Origin of the sequence: Mycobacterium hainanense (assembly GCF_041890355.1) — a bacterium.
Taxonomy (GTDB): Bacteria; Actinomycetota; Actinomycetes; order Mycobacteriales; family Mycobacteriaceae; genus Mycobacterium; species Mycobacterium hainanense.
The window spans coordinates 679740-697884 of record NZ_CP169059.1 but is presented as its reverse complement, the minus strand read 5'-3'; the positions used below and the strand labels follow the sequence as shown (position 1 = coordinate 697884).

The 18145-nt window shown below is 66.4% G+C and carries 19 protein-coding genes; 8 read left to right on the top strand and 11 right to left on the bottom strand.

The window, feature by feature from the left end:
• Positions 1-3 precede the first annotated feature (3 nt).
• From ACEL92_RS03245 to ACEL92_RS03235, 3 genes are all read right to left on the bottom strand, one after another.
• Complete coding sequence (locus ACEL92_RS03245) at positions 4-1197, bottom strand: cytochrome P450 (RefSeq protein WP_374024222.1); 1194 nt, start codon at positions 1195-1197, stop codon at positions 4-6.
• Positions 1194-1910, bottom strand: coding sequence for an acetoacetate decarboxylase family protein (locus ACEL92_RS03240; RefSeq protein WP_374024221.1), 717 nt, complete (start codon positions 1908-1910; stop codon positions 1194-1196). Before ACEL92_RS03240 ends, ACEL92_RS03245 begins: the two co-directional genes overlap by 4 nt.
• Before the next feature lie 141 nt (positions 1911-2051).
• A complete protein-coding gene (locus ACEL92_RS03235) occupies positions 2052-3083 on the bottom strand; it encodes an LLM class F420-dependent oxidoreductase (protein ID WP_374024220.1) in 1032 nt (343 codons plus the stop codon).
• Positions 3084-3150: 67 nt separating this feature from the next.
• Between ACEL92_RS03235 and ACEL92_RS03230 the strand changes: the two genes are divergently transcribed.
• The 4 genes from ACEL92_RS03230 to ACEL92_RS03215 are packed head-to-tail and all read left to right on the top strand — an operon-like array spanning position 3151 to position 6845.
• Positions 3151-4158, top strand: a complete 1008-nt coding sequence (locus tag ACEL92_RS03230) for a Zn-ribbon domain-containing OB-fold protein (RefSeq protein ID WP_374024219.1) — start codon at positions 3151-3153, stop codon at positions 4156-4158.
• A gap of 16 nt (positions 4159-4174) precedes the next feature.
• Positions 4175-5239: a thiolase domain-containing protein gene (locus ACEL92_RS03225; RefSeq protein ID WP_374024218.1), complete on the top strand. Its 1065-nt coding sequence runs from the start codon at positions 4175-4177 to the stop codon at positions 5237-5239.
• Complete coding sequence (locus ACEL92_RS03220) at positions 5239-6441, top strand: thiolase domain-containing protein (RefSeq protein WP_374024217.1); 1203 nt, start codon at positions 5239-5241, stop codon at positions 6439-6441. Before ACEL92_RS03225 ends, ACEL92_RS03220 begins: the two co-directional genes overlap by 1 nt.
• Positions 6438-6845, top strand: coding sequence for a nuclear transport factor 2 family protein (locus ACEL92_RS03215; RefSeq protein WP_374024216.1), 408 nt, complete (start codon positions 6438-6440; stop codon positions 6843-6845). The genes ACEL92_RS03220 and ACEL92_RS03215 overlap by 4 nt, the downstream gene beginning before the upstream one ends.
• On the opposite strand, the gene ACEL92_RS03210 is transcribed toward ACEL92_RS03215, so the two are convergent.
• The gene (locus ACEL92_RS03210) at positions 6842-7366 is read right to left on the bottom strand and encodes a gamma carbonic anhydrase family protein (RefSeq protein ID WP_374024215.1); all 525 of its coding nucleotides are present in this window, start codon (positions 7364-7366) and stop codon (positions 6842-6844) included. The two genes, ACEL92_RS03215 and ACEL92_RS03210, sit on opposite strands and share 4 nt — an antisense overlap.
• Positions 7367-7493: 127 nt before the next feature.
• Here ACEL92_RS03210 and ACEL92_RS03205 point away from each other — a divergent pair, with 127 nt between their 5' ends.
• Complete coding sequence (locus tag ACEL92_RS03205; RefSeq protein ID WP_374024214.1) at positions 7494-8657, top strand: Rieske 2Fe-2S domain-containing protein; 1164 nt, start codon at positions 7494-7496, stop codon at positions 8655-8657.
• A gap of 4 nt (positions 8658-8661) precedes the next feature.
• A complete protein-coding gene (locus ACEL92_RS03200; RefSeq protein WP_374024213.1) occupies positions 8662-9117 on the top strand; it encodes a hypothetical protein in 456 nt (151 codons plus the stop codon).
• Position 9118: 1 nt separating this feature from the next.
• Here the strand turns inward: ACEL92_RS03200 and ACEL92_RS03195 are convergent, their stop codons facing one another.
• From ACEL92_RS03195 to ACEL92_RS03165, 7 genes are all read right to left on the bottom strand, one after another.
• On the bottom strand, positions 9119-10267 hold the full coding sequence (locus ACEL92_RS03195; protein WP_374024212.1) for a sulfotransferase: 1149 nt from the start codon (positions 10265-10267) through the stop codon (positions 9119-9121).
• A 72-nt stretch (positions 10268-10339) separates the two neighbouring features.
• Positions 10340-11122 (bottom strand): SDR family oxidoreductase, encoded by a 783-nt coding sequence (locus ACEL92_RS03190; RefSeq protein WP_374026062.1) that lies wholly within the window; start codon positions 11120-11122, stop codon positions 10340-10342.
• Positions 11123-11124: 2 nt separating this feature from the next.
• A complete protein-coding gene (locus ACEL92_RS03185; protein WP_374024211.1) occupies positions 11125-12264 on the bottom strand; it encodes a hypothetical protein in 1140 nt (379 codons plus the stop codon).
• Positions 12265-12352: 88 nt separating this feature from the next.
• Positions 12353-12652, bottom strand: a complete 300-nt coding sequence (locus tag ACEL92_RS03180; RefSeq protein WP_374024210.1) for a hypothetical protein — start codon at positions 12650-12652, stop codon at positions 12353-12355.
• 48 nt (positions 12653-12700) lie between these two features.
• Positions 12701-13759 carry a 4-hydroxy-2-oxovalerate aldolase gene (gene dmpG, locus ACEL92_RS03175; protein WP_374024209.1) on the bottom strand — a complete coding sequence of 353 codons (1059 nt, stop codon included), beginning with the start codon at positions 13757-13759 and terminating at the stop codon, positions 12701-12703.
• Positions 13756-14676 (bottom strand): acetaldehyde dehydrogenase (acetylating), encoded by a 921-nt coding sequence (locus ACEL92_RS03170; protein ID WP_374024208.1) that lies wholly within the window; start codon positions 14674-14676, stop codon positions 13756-13758. Before ACEL92_RS03170 ends, dmpG begins: the two co-directional genes overlap by 4 nt.
• A 55-nt stretch (positions 14677-14731) precedes the next feature.
• Positions 14732-15517 (bottom strand): 2-keto-4-pentenoate hydratase, encoded by a 786-nt coding sequence (locus ACEL92_RS03165; protein ID WP_374024207.1) that lies wholly within the window; start codon positions 15515-15517, stop codon positions 14732-14734.
• 71 nt (positions 15518-15588) lie between these two features.
• On the opposite strand from ACEL92_RS03165, the gene kstD reads away from it, so the two are divergent.
• On the top strand, positions 15589-17271 hold the full coding sequence (kstD, locus tag ACEL92_RS03160; RefSeq protein ID WP_374024206.1) for a 3-oxosteroid 1-dehydrogenase: 1683 nt from the start codon (positions 15589-15591) through the stop codon (positions 17269-17271).
• The gene (locus ACEL92_RS03155) at positions 17271-18131 is read left to right on the top strand and encodes a MaoC/PaaZ C-terminal domain-containing protein (protein ID WP_374024205.1); all 861 of its coding nucleotides are present in this window, start codon (positions 17271-17273) and stop codon (positions 18129-18131) included. Before kstD ends, ACEL92_RS03155 begins: the two co-directional genes overlap by 1 nt.
• Positions 18132-18145 lie beyond the last annotated feature (14 nt).

Sequence of the window (18145 nt, the reverse complement as noted above, 5' to 3'; positions counted from 1 at the left end):
CGCCTACCCCAGCGGTGCGCTCGGCGTGAACGCCACCGGCATCTTCTCCAGGCCGGAGACGAAGTTGGCCGGCCGCAACGGCAGATCGGCGTCCGACGCCAGCCGCATGTCCGGCAGACGTTGTAGCAGCCGGGTCTGCATGATGGACAGCTCCAGCCGGGCGAGCTGGTTTCCGAGGCAGAAGTGCGTCCCGAAACCGAAGGCCAGGTGGTTGTTCGGGTAGCGCTCGATGTTGAAGGTTTCCGGGTCGTCGAAGACCTTCTCGTCGAAGTTCGCCGACTCGAACAGCAAGATCATCTTCTCGCCCTTGCGCAACTGAGCGCCGTGGAACTCGGTGTCGGCGGTGATGGTGCGCGCCATGTTCTTCACCGGGGCCGTCCAGCGCAGCATCTCCTCGATCGCGTTGGGCAGCAGGCTCAGATCGGCCGCCAGGCGCCGGTGCTGATCGGGATGAAGCAGCAGCTGCCGCGTTCCGCCGGACAGCGTGTGGCGCGTGGTCTCGTCGCCGCCGATCAACAGGAGCAGCACCTCGGTGACGATCTGGTGGTCCTCGAGCCGCGAGCCCTCGACCTCCGCGTGCACCAGGACGCTGACCAGGTCGTCGGTCGGCTCGGTCTTGCGGGCCTCGATCATGCCCATCATGTATTGGCTGTATGCGGCGAAGGCGTCCATGGTGAGCTGGAACTGCGCGGGATCAGCGGTGCTGCTCAAGAAGCTGACCAGGTCGTCGGACCACTTGAGGAACATCTTGCGCTCTTCGGGACGCACCCCGAGCATGTCGCCGATCACCGCCATCGGCAGGGGCGCCGCGAGATCCCAGACGAAGTCACACTCACCGCGTTCGCACACCGCGTCGATCAGCGTGTCACACAGCGAAACGATCTTGGTCTCAAGGTCTTTCACACGCTTGCGGGTGAATCCGGAGTTGACGAGCTTGCGGCGCAACAGATGTTGCGGATCGTCCATCTCGATCATCATCTCGACGCCGTCTTGATCGGGGCGGATGCCGCCGGCGTTCGAGAACAGCTCGGGGTTGCGTTCGGCCTCGATCACCGCCTGATACGTGGAGGCGGCGGCCAACCCGTTGCGGTCCCGGAAGACTGGCTCGTGCTCACGCATCCAGCGGTAAATGGACCGCGAATCGCCGGCGTAGAAGGCGCCGTCGGTCAGATCCACATCGGGCCTGGTCATCGTCATGAGATCTCCTGGGCATCACCGAAGGACATTTGCACGTGCTCGACAGAGCTGGAAACTAACGCGCGCTTCGGAAGGCCGAGCGACGCAAGTTCTTTCGAATACGGGTGATCGCCGAGCCGGACGCTCACCCCGCCGAACCGGGTGCGCACGCCGTCCAGCGTGTGTTCAAAGGCGGTTTCCCGGGTGATTCCGTCGCGGTGCGAGTAGGTGCGTTGCGACTGCTGGCGCGGGGTCAATCGGAAGGGCAGGCCGCGGCGAAACTCCATGCCGATCACCGATTGCCCGTCGATGGTGAGATCGAACCCGAACCGACGCCCGTCCCGGACGGTGAAGTCGGCCATCACCTTGGGATAACCCCAGATCTTGGTCCCCGCCTCCAAGGTGAACGCCTGGTCGACGGGGAGATGGTGGATGAACGCGCCGGCCGACTGCAGGGCGCGGAGTCCACTCGCCTTCTCACCGGGGGGATTCACCATCACGCTGGTGCCGAACTCGTGATACTGGCCCAGGTCGCCGTCGATGTAGTGCATCAGCATCAGGACCACGATGGCGCGGCCGGGAAGGTAGCGGCAGACCTGCAGGCCGCTGTAGTCGATCATCTGCTGCGCCGCATCCGCGTCGACGGAGAACATCGCCATGTGCTGATTCGCGTTGCGGATCTTCACCGGCATGGTGAGCACCGTGCCCGCGATGGTGTGCTCCGATGCTGTCATCCGGTGTCCTGTCCTCGTGGCGACCCACCGCGCTTGCGATCGCCACCGGTCTCCTGTCCTCGTGGCGACCCGCCGCGCCCGGCTTTGCCGCGCTTGCGATCGCCACATTAGAACGCGTTCTATTCGTTGGGCAATACCGCGTCAGATCAGCGTGGCGAGCTCCCTGATCTGCGCCTCATTGCGTCCATTGACCACCATCATGGTGACGCCGGCGGCTTCCCAGACCTTGACCTGCTCACGCACGTAGTTGATGTCGCCGACGATCGCGGCGTCGTCGATCACCTCGTCGGGGATGATCTCGGCGGCCTTGTCTTTCTGGTTGCTGCGGAACAGCCTGGTGACGTCGTCGACCACCTCGGCGTAGCCCATCCGTCGATAGACGTCGGCGTGGAAATTGGTGTCTTCGGCGCCCATCCCGCCCATGTAGAGGGCGATGTAGGGCTTCATGGCTGCGAAAGCCGAGGCGCGGTCGTCGGTGATGACGATGTTGGCGGTCGCGCAGATTTCGAAGTCCTCGCGGCTGCGCCGCGCCCCGGGCCGCGCGAACCCCTCGTCGAGCCATTCGTTGTAGGTGTCCGCCATCCGCGGCGTGTAGAAGATCGGCAGCCAACCGTCGCAGATCTCGGCGGCCAGCGCCACGTTCTTCGGCCCCTCGGCGCCCAACATGATCGGGATGTCGGGGCGCAGCGGGTGGGTGATGGGCTTGAGCGGCTTGCCCAGGCCGGTCGTCTGCTCGCCCGTCAGCGGCAGGGGGTAGTGCGGTCCGTCGCTGGTGACCGGCTTCTCGCGGGCCCACACCTGCCTCATGATGTCGACGTACTCACGGGTGCGGGCCAGCGGCTTGGGGAACGGCCGGCCGTACCAGCCCTCGACCACCTGCGGACCGGATACGCCGAGGCCGATGATGTGCCGGCCCCCGGACAGATGGTCGAGGGTCAGTGCTGCCATCGCGGTCGCCGTCGGTGTGCGCGCGGACAGCTGAATCACCGAGGTGCCCAGCCGCAAGCGGTGCGTCGACGAGCCGAGCCAGGCCAGCGGTGTGTAGGCGTCCGAGCCCCACGCCTCGGCGGTGAAGACGGCGTCGAATCCGCTTTCCTCGGCGGCGGCGACGAGCTGCGCGTGGTTCTCCGGCGGCTGAGCGCCCCAATACCCGAGCTGTAATCCCAGCTTCATCGTCACTCAAACCTTTCCTAGGAACCCGATGTTGAAACCGTTCTTAGAACCTGTTCTACTCGATGGCGTGACAGCCAGTTCGAGCAGCCCGACCTTGACGGATCCCACTGAGCCGCCGCTCTCCGCGCCGCTGACGTTGTCTTTCGACTACACCCGTTCAGTCGGCCCCACGCTGAGCAAGTTCTTCACCGCACTGCGTGAGCGCCACCTGCTGGGGGTGCGCGGATCCGATGGCCGAGTACACGTGCCGCCGGCGGAATATGACCCGGTTACCTACGAGCCGCTCGGCGAGATGGTACCGGTCTCCAGCGTCGGCACCGTCGTTTCCTGGACGTGGCAACCGGATCCGGTAGAGGGTCAGCCGCTGGACCGTCCGTTCGCCTGGGCGCTGATCAAGCTCGACGGCGCCGACACCCCACTGATGCACGCGGTGGATGCGGGCGAGCCCAAGGCCATCAAAACCGGCTCCCGGGTACACGTGCACTGGGCGGACGAGCCGGTGGGCGCGATCACCGACATCGCCTACTTCGAGCTCGGTGAGGAAGCCGAACCGGTGTCCGAACACCCGGCGGGAGAACAGGATCCGGTGACGATGATCGTCACGCCGATCTCGCTGACGATTCAGCACACCGCCTCCCACGAGGAGAGCGCCTACCTGCGCGCCATCGCCCAGGGCAAGCTGCTGGGCGCGCGCACCAGGAGTGCAGACGGGCAAGAAGGAAAGGTCTACTTCCCGCCGCACGGCGCGGACCCGGCCACCGGCCAACCCACCACCGAATTCGTCGAGCTGCCCGACAAGGGCACGGTCACGACGTTCGCGATCATCAACATTCCGTTCCAGGGACAGCGCATCAAACCGCCCTACGTGGCGGCCTACGTACTGCTCGACGGCGCCGACATTCCCTTCCTGCATCTGGTCGCCGACGTCGACGCGCACGAGGTGCGGATGGGTATGCGCGTCGAGGCGGTGTGGAAACCCCGCGAGGAGTGGGGCTTTGGCATCGACAACATCGAGTACTTCCGGCCGACAGGGGAACCCGACGCCGACTACGACACCTACAAGCACCACCTGTAAAGGGCACACCTACCACATGAGCGCTCGCAACGTTGCGGTCGTCGGCTTCGCCCACGCCCCACACGTACGCCGCACCGACGGCACCACCAACGGCGTCGAAATGTTGATGCCGTGCTTCGCCCAGCTCTACTCCGACCTCGGCATCACGAAGGCCGACATCGGCTTCTGGTGCTCGGGATCGTCCGATTACCTTGCCGGACGGGCATTTTCGTTCATCTCGGCGATCGACTCGATCGGCGCCGTGCCGCCGATCAACGAATCGCACGTCGAGATGGACGCGGCCTGGGCGCTGTACGAGGCCTACATCAAGATCCTGACCGGCGAGGTCGACACCGCGCTGGTGTACGGGTTCGGCAAGTCCTCGGCCGGAATCCTGCGCCAGATCCTGTCGCGGCAGACCGATCCCTACACGGTCGCGCCGCTGTGGCCGGACTCGATCTCGATGGCCGGGCTGCAAGCCCGCATGGGGCTCGACAGCGGCAAGTGGACCGAAGAGCAAATGGCGCGCGTCGCGTTCGACTCCTTCGCCAACGCGCGCCGGGTCGACAAAGTCGAGGGGTCGATCAGCGTGGCCGAACTGCTGGAGCGGCCATTCTTCGCCGAACCTTTGCGGCGCCACGACATCGCGCCCATCACCGACGGTGCCGCCGCCATCGTGCTTGCGGCCGACGACCGCGCGCGCGAGCTGCGCGAAAACCCCGCCTGGATCACGGGAATCGAGCACCGCATCGAAACCCCGGCCCTGGGCGCGCGCGACCTCACCGAGTCCCCGTCGACCAAGGCGGCGGCCCAGGTGGCCACGGGCGGCCGGACCGATAACTTGGACGTCGCGGAGATCTGCGCGCCGTTCACCCATCAGCACCTGATCCTCGAGCAAGCCATCCGGATACCGGGGCCCACCAAGGTCAACCCCTCCGGTGGGGCGCTGGCCGCCAACCCCATGTTCGTCGCCGGCCTCGAGCGAATCGGCTTTGCCGCACAACACATCTGGAACGGATCGGCCAAGCGGGTGCTCGCGCACGCCACCAGCGGGCCCGCGTTGCAACAGAACCTGGTCGCGGTCATGGAAGGAAAGAACTGATGGCCGGAGCGGGAGCATACCTGGCCGCGGTACTGGGCACCGGGCAGACCAAGTACGTGGCCAAGCGCAAGGACGTTTCGATGAACGGCCTGGTGCGCGAGGCGATCGACCGCGCGCTGGAAGACTCCGGTTCGACGTTCGACGACATCGACGCCGTCGTCGTCGGTAAGGCGCCCGATTTCTTCGAGGGCGTCATGATGCCCGAGCTGTTCATGGCCGACGCCGTGGGCGCCACCGGCAAGCCGCTGATCCGGGTGCACACCGCGGGTTCGGTCGGTGGGTCCACCGCGGTCGTCGCCGCGAGTCTGGTGCAGTCCGGAAAGTACCGCCGCGTGCTGGCGATGGCCTGGGAGAAGCAATCGGAATCAAACGCCATGTGGGCGTTGTCGATTCCGGTCCCGTTCATCAAGCCCGTCGGCGCCGGCGCGGGCGGCTATTTCGCCCCCCACGTGCGGTCCTACATCCGCCGGTCCGGAGCACCGTTGAACATCGGCGCGATAGTTGCCGTCAAGGACCGGCTCAACGGAGCCCGGAACCCGCTGGCGCACCTGCATCAGCCCGACATCACCGTCGAGAAGGTGATGGAGTCGCCCATGTTGTGGGACCCGATCCGCTACGACGAAACCTGCCCGTCGTCGGACGGTGCCGCCGCGGTGGTGATCGGCAACGAGGAGGCCGCCGAAGCCCGTCTGGCACAGGGACAACCGGTGGCGTGGATCCACGCGACTGCGCTGCGCACCGAGCCGCTGCAGTTCTCGGGACGCGACCAGGTCAGCCCCCAGGCCGGGCGTGACGCCGCCGCGGCGCTGTGGAAGGCGGCCGGCATCACGAGCCCGATCGACGAGATCGACGCCGCGGAGATCTACGTGCCGTTCTCGTGGTTCGAGCCGATGTGGTTGGAAAACCTCGGCTTTGCGCCCGAAGGCGAGGGCTGGAAGCTCACCGAAGCCGGCGAGACGGCGATCGGGGGGCGGCTTCCGGTCAACCCGTCGGGTGGCGTGTTGTCGTCGAACCCGATCGGCGCCTCCGGCCTGATCCGGTTCGCCGAGGCGGCGATCCAGGTGATGGGCAAGGGCGGGGATCACCAAGTGCCCAACGCGCGTAGGGCGTTGGGGCACGCCTACGGCGGCGGCTCGCAGTACTACTCCATGTGGGTGGTCGGCTCTGAAAAGCCGGTCGGGCCGGCGAAGGTGGGCGGGTGAGCGACAACCCGGCCCACGAGGCCGGCCGGCGCTCGCGCGAGGCGGTCATCGCCAGGGACAAAGAAGCGTGGCTGGCGGTCTTCGCCGACGACGCCATTGTCGAGGATCCGATCGGGCCGTCGGCCTTCGACCCCGAAGGCAAGGGCCACCGGGGGCGCGACGCGATCTCGGCCTTCTGGGACAAGGCCATCGCGCCCACCGCCAAAATCGAGTTCGTCTTCCGCGACACCTACCAATGCGGCAACGAGGAAGCCAACGTCGGCCACATCTTGATCACCCATGGCGACTACCAGGTGACCGCGGAGGGCGTCTTTACGTACAAGGCGAACGACGAGGGCAAGATGACCGCCCTGCGCGCCTATTGGGAGATGGACCGCGCGGCCGCGTCGGCCCGCAAAGTCTAGAGCGGCTCGAGCCCGGCCAAATGCCGCTGAGCCAGTTCGCGGTAGGCCTGCGGATTCGCCTTGACCCACATCTCCGCGCCCGTCCCGGCGACCGGCCCCTTGATCTGCGCCGGCGCACCGACCGCCAGCATGCCCGCCGGAATCTGGGTCCCTGCCGTCACCAGCGAGTGGGCCGCAATCAGGCTGCGCGCACCGATGACCGCGCCGTCGAGCACGGTGGCGTGGTTGGCGATCAGGGCCTCGGACCCCACGTGCGCCCCGTGGATGCAGCACATGTGCGCCACGGTGGCGCCGGGCCCGATGTCTACCGGGATGCCGGGCGGCGCGTGCAGCACCGACCCGTCCTGCACGTTCGCGCCCTCACGCACCACGATCGGTCCGTAGTCGCCGCGCAGCACGGTGTTGAACCACACCGATGCACCGGCCTCGATGACGACGTCGCCGATCAGGGTGGCGGTCGGGGCCACAAACGCGGTGGGATCTACCCGCGGCGCCCGACCCTCGAAAGCAAACAGCGGCATCGTCTAGATATACCCCGAGCGGGCATTGGCCGCGCATTTCCCGTGGCCAGACTCGCTGTCGTTGCGCGCCGCCACCGCAAAACTGTAACGTGTTCTAGTTAGAGGGCCAGTGAGTTGGAGGTGACAGGTGACTACCGACGCCAAGGCGGTCGGCATCCGGGAGATCGATCCCGGTGCTTTGCCGACGAGGTACGCCCGGGGCTGGCATTGCCTGGGCGTCGCGAAGGACTTCCAGGACGGCAAGCCGCACCCGATCGAGGCGTTCGGCACCAAGCTGGTGGTCTTTGCCGACTCACAGGGCGACCTGAAGGTCCTGGACGGCTACTGCCGGCACATGGGTGGCGACCTTTCGGAGGGCACCATCAAGGGCGACGAGGTGGCCTGCCCGTTCCACGACTGGCGCTGGGGCGGTGACGGCCGCTGCAAGCTGGTGCCATACGCCAAGCGCACACCCAAGACGGCGCGCACCCGTTCGTGGACGACCGATGTGCGCGGCGGCCTGTTGTTCGTCTGGCACGACCACGAACAGAACCCGCCCGACCCCGCGGTCCGGATCCCCGAGATCCCGGAAGCCCACAGTGACGAGTGGACCGACTGGCGGTGGAACCGCATCCTCATCGAGGGCTCGAACTGCCGCGACATCATCGACAACGTCACCGACATGGCGCACTTCTTCTACATCCATTTCGGGTTGCCGACTTACTTCAAGAACGTCTTCGAGGGGCACATCGCCTCGCAGTACCTGCACAACGTGGGCCGGCCGGACGTCAACGACCTGGGTACCTCGTACGGTGAAGCGCACCTCGACTCGGAGGCGTCCTACTTCGGGCCGTCGTTCATGATCAACTGGCTGCACAACAGCTACGGCGGCTACAAGGCCGAGTCGATCCTGATCAACTGCCACTACCCGGTGACGCAGAACTCGTTCGTGCTGCAGTGGGGCGTCATCGTCGAAAAGCCCAAGGGCATGGACGAAAAGATGACCGAGAAGCTGTCGAAGGTCTTCACCGAGGGCGTCAGCAAGGGCTTCCTGCAGGACGTCGAGATCTGGAAGCACAAGACCCGCATCGACAACCCGCTGCTGGTCGAGGAGGACGGCGCCGTCTATCAGCTGCGCCGCTGGTATCAGCAGTTCTACGTCGACGTGGCCGACATCCAGCCGGAAATGGTGGAGCGCTTCGAGATCGAGGTGGACACCACCCGCGCCAACGAGTACTGGAACGCCGAGGTCGAACAGAACCTCAAGGCGGCCAACGACGCCAACGACGAAGTGCCCGCGGAGCAACACTGACCCCATGACCCAGGATCAACCGGCGGTTCCCGACGTCGACCGGCTCGCCCGGTCGATGCTGATGCTGCACGGTGACCATCACGACCACGACGACGCGCCCGCCCGCAACGGCGGCTCGGGATCCTGGTCGAAATCAAGGGATTTCGCCAACGACCCGCAGCACGCCGCCGCCGTTGCCGAGGCCAGTCGTGCCGACCGGGAGCGCTACCTCAGCTCGGGGCTGCTGCCGGTGGACTGCCGGTTCTGCCACGTCACGGTCACCGTCCGCAGGCTGGGCCCGGGTCACACCGCGGTGCAATGGAACACCGAGGCGTGGCAGCGCTGCGCCCACTTCACCGAGGTGCGCAACTCCGGCGGTGATACCGCGCGCACCCGGTCGTGCCCGAAGTTGAGCGACAGCATCGAGCACGCGGTCGCGGAGGGTTACCTGGGCGAGCCCGAGGATCCGGACTCCGACTGACCTACAGCCCGGCGAAGCGCTCCTTGACCGTCTCGACGGTCAGCCCGTAATCGGCCAGCGAGTAACGATGTTTCGGCGCCCGCTCGCCGGACTGGCTGTCGGCGTGCGTCTTTTCCATGGCTGCCCTCGCCTCTTCGGTCAGCGTCAGCCCGAAATGCCGGTAGATATCGCCCACCGTGCCGATCGGGTCGGCGATCAGTTCCTTGTAGTCGACGTCGTAGAACTGGGCCGGCGAATACTTGGCGCGGGCGGTGTTGAAGCGCTCGAGGCCACGCGACCAGGTATCCATCGCGTCGGCGCCGATCTGGGCCCCGTCGAACGTCGTCGACCATCCCTCGGCGGTGTGTTGGGCCAGCGAACACATGGAGGCCATGATCGTCTCGACCGGCCGATGGGTCTGAATCACCAGCGCGTCGGGGTAGGTCGCCATCAAGGCGTCCAGCGCGAACAGATGACTGGGATTCTTTAGCACCCAACGCTTTTCAGCGTCATTGAGCCCGATCAGCTGGAGGTTCTTGCGGTGCCGACGGTAGGACGGCGTCCAGTCCTGCTCCGAAAGCCACTGCGCGTAACTGGGCAGGTGCGCCAAGGTCTCGTAGGACACCGAATGCAGCGACTGCCGAAGCAGCTGCCAGCATTCCTCGAGCTCATAGGCGGCCATGAAGTGCAGGCCGGTGTAGCCAGGATTCTCTTGGTGGTGCCGGTTGAATTGCTCGTCGAGCTGGCGATAAAGCGGGTGCGATTCCCAGGTTTCGCGCGGCGGGCGCGGTTGCGGGAACTCGGCCAGCCACATGTGCAGGCCCTGATGCGCCGGGTCGGCGCCCAGTAGCCGGTGCAGCGCGGTGGTGCCGGTGCGCACCAGGCCGGTGACGAAGATCGGGCGCTCGATCGCGACGTCGGCGTGCTGCGGATACTGCTTCCACGACGCCTCCGACAGCAGCCGGGCCACCAGGGCACCGCGCAGGAAGAAGCGATTCATCTTGCTGCCCAACACCGTAAGGCCGGCTTCTCGCCGGTAGGAGTCCAGCAGCACCTCCAGCGCTTCGAGATAGTTGTCGTCGTTGGCGCCGAAGTCATCGAGCCCGGTCAGCTTGCTCGCCGAGGCGTGCAACTCGTCGACGGTGCCGACATCGGTGCGGTCAGCTCCCATGTCGCCATCTCCTCCTCATCGCTTCGTCCCCCGCAAGCGGGCGGTACCCCCACTGCATCGTCGATGGCGGCATTACGTGTGGTACTCCCCGCAGTTGACGTCCAGCGTCTGTCCGGTGATGCCGCTGGACAGGTCGCTGGCCAGGAACAGGATCGCCGAGGCCACCTCGTCTTCGGTGGGCAGGCGCTTGAGGTCGGAGTTCGCCGCGGTCGCGGCGTAGATCTGGTCCACCGTGGTGCCGTACTTGCCCGCCTGGTGCTCGAAGTAGGCCTGCAAGGTGTCGCCCCAGATATAGCCCGGGGCAACGGAATTGACGCGGATCCCCTTCTCACCGAGCTCGGTGGCCAGGGACTGTGACATCGACAGCAGCGCCGACTTGGCCATCTTGTAGGCGCCGTATTTGGCCTGGGAGTGCCGCAGCACCATGGAGTTGACGTTGACGATCGATCCGTGCGACTTCTCCAGCGCGGGGGTGAAGGCCTGGATGAGCCGCAACGCGCCCAGCGCGCTGAGCTCGATCGCGTCGCGGATGTGCTGAAAGCTGGTGGCGGCCAACGGCTTCATGGACGGCACCCGGAACGCGTTGTTGATCAGAACGTCAACCTTGCCGTACGTCGCCATGGTGGTCTCGACGACATAGTTCACCTCGTCGTCGTCGGTAATGTCGGCACGCACCGCCAACGCCTTGCGCCCGGTGTCGTTGACCTGCTTGGCGATGCTTTCCAGCCGCTCCACCGTCCGCGCCGCCAGCACCAAGTCGGCGCCGTCCTGTGAGCACCGATGCGCCAGGGTGGTCCCGAGCCCCGGCCCGACGCCGCTGATGACCACGACCTTTTCGTTGAGTAAGCCTGTCATCGTCACCCCAGCATCCTGGCCGCAATTTGTTGTTGGCGCAGCGCTATTCGCGCCCGCCATTCGTCGTCGGAGATCTTGTTGTGCTCGAAGTACGGCAACCTGGCGGGCACGGCGTCGAAGGCGACCACCTCCACGGTGGGCCCGTCCGCCTCGGTGAGTTGCCGCGACACCCGTTGCCAACGGAACTGCAGGAAGCCCCGCCGATGCGCCAGCGTCTCCACCCAGTTGGTCACTCCCGGGTTCTGGTCGGCGACGACTATGCGCACCTTGCCGTCCGGATCCGCTTGCGCCTGAGTGTTGTTCAGCGATGTCTGGTGGTTGATGTAGTCCAGCGAGATGTACCAGAGGCTGCCCAGCTGGAAGCCCAGGTAGGGCGCGTCGGAAGCCGGGATGGTGATCACCAGCGCCTGATCGGGCGCCAAGTCGTAGTGGCCGACCGACGAATACTGGGTCGCCAGTCCGCCCGGCGTGAGGCGGGGCGCGACCATGGTGTTCACCGGAAGGTCGAGATAGAACCATTGCGGGAACTGAAGCCACGTCTTCACCCGGTTGACGAGCTGCTTTCCCGCTGTGGCGTAACGCTTTTCGATGGTCTCGCGGGTCAGCGGCGGCGGTGCGGTACCCGCGGTGTCCAAACGGGAGATGGCCAGCGTGCCACGTTGTGCCGACCAGTCACCGTAGACCTCGCGAATGACCAGCTGCCCGTTGCTGGTGGGCCGCAGCCGCCACTCGAAACTGCCGTCGGCCGCGATCTCGAGTTCGCGGTCGTCGAACGCCGCCTGGCTGGCGGGCACGTTGTCGTCGGTGTATTCACCGCCGAGCAACTGGAAGCTCAGGTCGGTGGTGGTGCCGCGCCTGCCGGTGACGACGTAGTCGTGATCGGCGTGGACCCGCGTGCCGAAGTAGAGGGTGTCGGGGTTATCCAAGCCCATCTTGGTGAACGGCCCGGTTCCCGATTGCAGGAACGGGTGGTCCCGCTCGTAGTCGAAAGCCAGGTGGATACAGGCCGAAACGCAGCCCGCCAGATATTGCAGCCCTTCGAGCAGGTCTGCCTCGGTCTCGATGAAGGGCGCGTCGGCGACCAGCTTCTCGGCTTCGGCGATCGCTTGGGTGAGCGGGCCTGAAAAAGATTCTGCGAGCACGCCTAGACGCTAGAACGTGTTCTACTTTTTCGTCAATGGCGAACATCCCCGCGCGTCCGCCGCGGCGTTCACCGACGAGGCCGACTCACTACGGTGCGCACTGCTGCGACAGGTCGATCAGATGCTGCCGCACGTCGGGATGCCGGTTCAGGTAGTCGATGACGTTGGGGCCGCCGCCTTCCGCCTCCGACTTGGCCTGCAGCTGCGCATGCAGGTCGGGATGCCGCTGCAGGTACTGGTCGATGGAGTTACCCACGGTCTGGTTGCACTGGGGCGCGGCGTCGGCGACCGGGAGCGCGATCACCGTCGCGGCGGTGGCGGCCAGCAAACTCCCGGCGAGGACGCCGTACAGTCCGCGGTCCCGAGTTTTCCTGGATGTCACGGTCATGCGCCCAGGTTACTCCGGATAGCTTTGCGTGGCCTGTGCGCGCGCAGGCTACTTGGCGGCGGCGCCGCTTTCTTGCTCGCGTTTGATTTCGAGCGCGATGTCGATGAGTTGGTCTTCTTGGCCGCCGATGAGTTTGCGTTGACCGGCGCGGTGCAGCAGTTGGTGGGCGGGCACCCCGTAGCGCTCGGATTGGCGGATGGCGTGCTTGAGGAAGCTCGAGTACACCCCGGAGTAGCCCATGATCAGGGCGTTGCGGTCGAGCAGGCACTCGGCGGGCATGGTCGGGGCCACCACCTCTTCGGCGGCGTCGGCGATGTCGAAGAAGTCGATGCCGGTCTTGACGCCGATCTTGTCGAACACCCCGATCAGCGCCTCGACGGGCGCGTTGCCCGCTCCGGCGCCGAACCGCCGACACGAGCCGTCGATCTGCTTGGCCCCCGCGCGGACGGCCTCCACGGAGTTGGCCACCCCCAGGCCGAGGTTCTCATGGCCGTGGAAGCCCACCTGGGCGTCGTCGCCGAGCTCGGCGACCAGGGCCGCGACCCGGTCGCGCACCCCCTCGAGGACCAGCGCGCCGGCCGAATCGACCACGTAGACGCACTGGCAGCCGGCGTCGGCCATGATGCGGGCCTGGGCGGCCAGCTTCTCCGGGGAGATGGTGTGGCTCATCATCAAGAACCCGACGGTCTCCAGGCCGAGTTCGCGGGCCAGGCCGAAGTGCTGAATGGACACATCGGCTTCGGTGCAATGGGTGGCGATCCGGCAGATCGACCCGCCGTTGTTCTGGGCCTCCTTGATGTCCTCCTTGGTGCCCACCCCGGGCAGCATCAAGAAGGCGATCTTGGCCTCCTTGGCCGTCTGGGCCGCCAGCTTGATCAGCTCCTGCTCGGGCGTCTTGGAGAACCCGTAGTTGAAGCTCGAGCCGCCCAGGCCGTCGCCGTGGGTGACTTCGATGACCGGCACCCCGGCGGTGTCCAGGGCGGCCACGATCGCGCCGACCTCGTCTTTGGTGAACTGGTGGCGCTTGTGATGCGAGCCGTCCCGCAACGACGTGTCGGTCAGCCGCACGTCCCAGATCGGGTTGAAGAAGATCTCCTGTGTGCTCATGCTTGCGCTCCCGGCGCCGTCGCGGATAGGGATTCCTTCGCGATCTCCTCGCCGACCTTGGTGGCCGCGGCGGTCATGATGTCCAGGTTGCCCGCATACGGCGGCAGGTAATCGCCGGCGCCCTCCACCTCGACGAACGTGGTAACGACCGCCTGACCGCCGGAGTGCAGCGACGGCTCGTCGAACTGCGGCTCGTTGAGCAGCCGGTAGCCCGGCACGTAGGTCTGTACCTCGGCCACCACGTCGTGAATGGACTTTGCGATCGCGCCGCGGTCGGCGTCCTCGGGGATCGCGCAGAAGATGGTGTCGCGCATGATCATCGGCGGATCGGCCGGGTTGAGGATGATAATCGCCTTGCCCCGCTTGGCGCCGCCGATGGTCTGCACACCCTTGCTGGTGGTCTTGGTGAACTCATCGATGTTGGCCCGGGTGCCCGGTCCCGCGGAAACCGAGGCCACCGACGCGACGATCTCCGCGTACGGCACCTCCACGACGCGGCTCACCGCGTAGACGATCGGGATGGTGGCCTGTCCGCCGCAGGTGATCATGTTGACGTTCGGGGCATCCAGGTGCTCGCGCAGGTTGGCCGGGGGGATGACCGCCGGGCCGACGGCGGCCGGGGTCAGGTCAATGGCCCGAATCCCGGCGGCTTCGTATTTCGGCGCGGCGTCCCGGTGCACGTAGGCGCTGGTGGCCTCGAACACCAGATCGGGCTTCTCCGACTGGGCCAGCAACCAGTCCACACCCTCGTGTGTGGTCTGAAGACCCAGCTTGCGGGCCCGCGCCAGGCCCTCGCTTTCCGGGTCGATGCCCACCATCCAGCGCGGTTCCAACCACTCCGACCGCAGCAACTTGTAGAGCAGGTCAGTACTGATGTTTCCCGACCCGACAATGGCCACACTCGCCTTAGCGGGCATGTGACGCTCCTTTGCGAAGCTCTCGCTATTTAAGTCCGACGATTTAATTTCGAGACTATTCGAATGACAAATGAACAGATCCCAGGCCCGTGAAGTCGGCAACAAACTCGTCGCCGGCGTGCGCGTCGATCGCGCGCGTGCAGGACCCCGGAAGTACCACGTCGCCTTTGCGTAACCGCACGCCGAAGCCCTCGACCTTGCGGGCCAGCCAGGCCACCGCGGTGACGGGGTTGCCCAGCACCGCGTCGGTACGACCCTTGGCGACGACCTCACCGTTGCAGCTCAGCACCGCATCGATCCCTTTGATGTCGACGTCGTTCGGGGAGACGCGCGCCTTGCCCAGCACGAAGCCCGCCGACGACGCGTTGTCGGCGATGGTGTCGCACAACTCGATCTTCCAGTCGGTGATCCGGGTGTCGATCAACTCGATCGACGGCACCAGCGCCTCGGTGGCCGCCAGCACGTCGTCCTCCGTGCACTCGGCGCCCGGCAGGTCGGCGTTGAGGATGAAACCGACCTCGACCTCGACCCGCGGCCACAGGTAGCGGCTGGCCTTGACCGGGGTGTCTTCGAACAATTGCATCTCGTCGAGCAAATGCCCGTAGTCCGGCTCGTCGACCCCCATCATCTGCTGGATCGCCTTCGACGACAGGCCAACCTTGTGGCCCAGCACCCGGGCCCCCTCGGCCACCCGCTGGCGGATGTTGATCAGCTGGATCTCGTAGGCGTCGACGACGTCGATGTCCGGGTGGGCGGCGGTTAGCGGAGCGATCGGCGAGCGGCTCCGCTCAGCCTGCGCCAAGTCGGCAGCAAGCTCGTCACGTGTCGCGACACTGAGCATTGCAGAAGTCCCCTCGTTCGTGTGACCGGCCCAGTAGCGCCCGGCCCGGCCAATTCTATAACGTGTTCTACATGACAGCACAGGAGCTCGACGTCGTCGTGGTCGGCAGCGGCGGAGCCGGCATGGTGGCTGCCCTTACCGCCGCTCACCGGGGACTTTCCACAGTAGTCATCGAGAAGGCTGCGCACTTCGGCGGCTCGACCGCACGGTCGGGCGGGGGCGTCTGGATTCCGAACAACGAGGTGCTCAAGCGCGACGGCGTCCGGGACGACCCCGAGGCGGCCCGGACCTACTTGCACGGCATCATCGGCAACGTCGTCGAGCCGGAACGCATCGACACTTACCTCGAGCGTGGCCCCGAGATGCTCTCGTTCGTGCTGAAGCACACCCCGCTGAAGATGTGCTGGGTCCCGCGCTACTCCGACTACTACCCGGAGGCGCCCGGCGGTCGCGCGGAAGGACGTTCGATCGAGCCGAAGCCGTTCGACGCGCGCAAGCTGGGCGCCGACATGCCCGGGCTCGAGCCGGCATACGGCAAGGTGCCGCTCAACGTCGTTGTCATGCAACAGGATTACGTGCGGCTGAACCAGCTGAAACGCCACCCGCGCGGCGTGCTGCGCAGCCTGAAGGTCGGCGCCCGCACCATGTGGGCGAAGGCGACCGGCAAGAACCTCGTCGGCATGGGCCGGGCGTTGATCGGCCCGCTGCGGATCGGTTTGCAGCAGGCCGGCGTCCCGGTGCTACTGAACACCGCGCTCACCGATCTGTACGTCGAGGACGGCGTGGTGCGCGGTGTCTACGTGCACGACACCGGCGCCTCGGAATCGTCCGAACCGCGGCTGATCCGGGCCCGGCGCGGTGTGATCCTCGCCTCCGGCGGTTTCGAGCACAACGAGCAGATGCGGGTGAAGTATCAGCGCGCGCCGATCACCACCGAGTGGACCGTCGGCGCCAAGGCCAACACCGGCGATGGCATCGTCGCCGCCGAAAAGCTCGGCGCCGCACTCGAATTGATGGAAGACGCCTGGTGGGGCCCGACGGTGCCCCTGGTGGGCTCGCCGTGGTTCGCGCTCTCGGAGCGCAATTCGCCGGGATCGATCATTGTCAACATGTCGGGCAAGCGGTTCATGAACGAGTCGATGCCTTACGTCGAAGCCTGCCACCACATGTACGGTGGGGAATTCGGCCAGGGCCCCGGTCCGGGCGAGAACATTCCGGCGTGGCTGGTGTTCGACCAGCAATACCGCGACCGCTACATCTTCGCGGGATTGCAGCCGGGACAACGCATTCCGCGCAAGTGGCTGGAGTCAGGGGTCATCATTCAGGCCGACACACTCGAGGAGCTGGCGCAGAAGGCCGGCCTGCCGGTTGCCGATTTCACCGCCACGGTGGCGCGCTTCAACGGCTTCGCCCGCTCCGGCGTCGACGAGGATTTCCACCGCGGCGAGAGCGCGTACGACCGCTACTACGGCGACCCGACCAACAAGCCCAATCCCAACCTGGGCGAGCTCGCCCACGCGCCGTACTACGCGGCCAAGATGGTGCCAGGCGACCTGGGCACCAAGGGCGGTATCCGCACCGACGTCCACGGTCGTGCGCTGCGCGACGACGGCTCGATCATCGAAGGCCTTTACGCCGCAGGCAATGTCAGTGCCCCGGTGATGGGCCACACCTATCCGGGACCGGGCGGCACCATCGGCCCGGCGATGACTTTCGGCTACCTGGCCGCGCTGCACATTGCGGGGGACCGCTGATGCCCATCGACGTAGATGTCGCGCTGGCCGCCGAGCTCGAGCCCATCGATTTCTCTTGGACGAGCAGCGATGTGCAGCTCTACCACTTGGCGTTGGGCGCCGGCAAGGATCCGATGGACCCGCGCGAATTGCGCTACCTGGTGGACGACACCCCGCAGGTGCTGCCGACGTTCGGCAACGTCGCGGCGTCCTTTCACATGACCAAGCCGCCGACCGTGCAATTCCCCGGCATCGACATCGAGCTGGGCAAGGTACTGCACGCCAGCGAGCGGGTGGAGGTGCCCGGCCCGCTGCCGCCGTCGGGTGCGGCGCGCGCCGTCACCCGGTTCACCGACATCTGGGACAAGGGCAAGGCCGCGGTGATCTGGAGTGAGACGACCGTCAGCGCGCCCGACGGCACACTGCTGTGGACGCAGCGACGGTCGATCTTCGCCCGCGGCGAGGGCGGATTCGGCGGTGAGCGTGGGCCTTCGACGTCGGACGCGGCGCCCGACCGGGCGCCCGACGTCGAGGTGGCGGTGCCGATCCTGCCGCAGCAGGCGCTGCTCTACCGACTGTGCGGCGACCGCAACCCGCTGCACTCCGACCCGGAATTCGCTGCGGCCGCAGGCTTTTCACAGCCCATCCTGCACGGCCTGTGCACCTACGGCATGACGTGCAAGGCGATCGTCGACACGCTGCTGGACGGCGACGTCGGCGCGGTGGCCGCCTACGGCGCCCGCTTCGCGGGCGTGGCGTTCCCCGGCGAGACGCTGCGCGTCAACGTGTGGAAAGAGGACGGCCGTTTCGTGGCCGGCGTGGTCGCGCCGTCGCGCGACAACGCCGTGGTCTTGAGCGGCGTCGAACTGGTCCCGGCCTAGGGTCCTTCTTCTCG

Bases quoted from the DNA above. Each gene is read 5' to 3' on its own strand.
- ACEL92_RS03195 (WP_374024212.1), bottom strand. From the start codon at position 10,267: ATGGGAGCTGACCGCACCGATGTCGGCACCGTCGACGAGTTGCACGCC.
- ACEL92_RS03220 (WP_374024217.1), top strand. From the start codon at position 5,239: ATGGCCGGAGCGGGAGCATACCTGGCCGCGGTACTGGGCACCGGGCAG.
- ACEL92_RS03210 (WP_374024215.1), bottom strand. From the start codon at position 7,366: ATGCCGCTGTTTGCTTTCGAGGGTCGGGCGCCGCGGGTAGATCCCACC.
- ACEL92_RS03165 (WP_374024207.1), bottom strand. From the start codon at position 15,517: ATGCTCAGTGTCGCGACACGTGACGAGCTTGCTGCCGACTTGGCGCAG.
- ACEL92_RS03155 (WP_374024205.1), top strand. From the start codon at position 17,271: ATGCCCATCGACGTAGATGTCGCGCTGGCCGCCGAGCTCGAGCCCATC.
- ACEL92_RS03190 (WP_374026062.1), bottom strand. From the start codon at position 11,122: ATGACAGGCTTACTCAACGAAAAGGTCGTGGTCATCAGCGGCGTCGGG.
- ACEL92_RS03235 (WP_374024220.1), bottom strand. From the start codon at position 3,083: ATGAAGCTGGGATTACAGCTCGGGTATTGGGGCGCTCAGCCGCCGGAG.
- kstD (WP_374024206.1), top strand. From the start codon at position 15,589: ATGACAGCACAGGAGCTCGACGTCGTCGTGGTCGGCAGCGGCGGAGCC.
- dmpG (WP_374024209.1), bottom strand. From the start codon at position 13,759: ATGAGCACACAGGAGATCTTCTTCAACCCGATCTGGGACGTGCGGCTG.
- ACEL92_RS03170 (WP_374024208.1), bottom strand. From the start codon at position 14,676: ATGCCCGCTAAGGCGAGTGTGGCCATTGTCGGGTCGGGAAACATCAGT.
- ACEL92_RS03225 (WP_374024218.1), top strand. From the start codon at position 4,175: ATGAGCGCTCGCAACGTTGCGGTCGTCGGCTTCGCCCACGCCCCACAC.
- ACEL92_RS03245 (WP_374024222.1), bottom strand. From the start codon at position 1,197: ATGACGATGACCAGGCCCGATGTGGATCTGACCGACGGCGCCTTCTAC.
- ACEL92_RS03200 (WP_374024213.1), top strand. From the start codon at position 8,662: ATGACCCAGGATCAACCGGCGGTTCCCGACGTCGACCGGCTCGCCCGG.
- ACEL92_RS03240 (WP_374024221.1), bottom strand. From the start codon at position 1,910: ATGACAGCATCGGAGCACACCATCGCGGGCACGGTGCTCACCATGCCG.
- ACEL92_RS03180 (WP_374024210.1), bottom strand. From the start codon at position 12,652: ATGACCGTGACATCCAGGAAAACTCGGGACCGCGGACTGTACGGCGTC.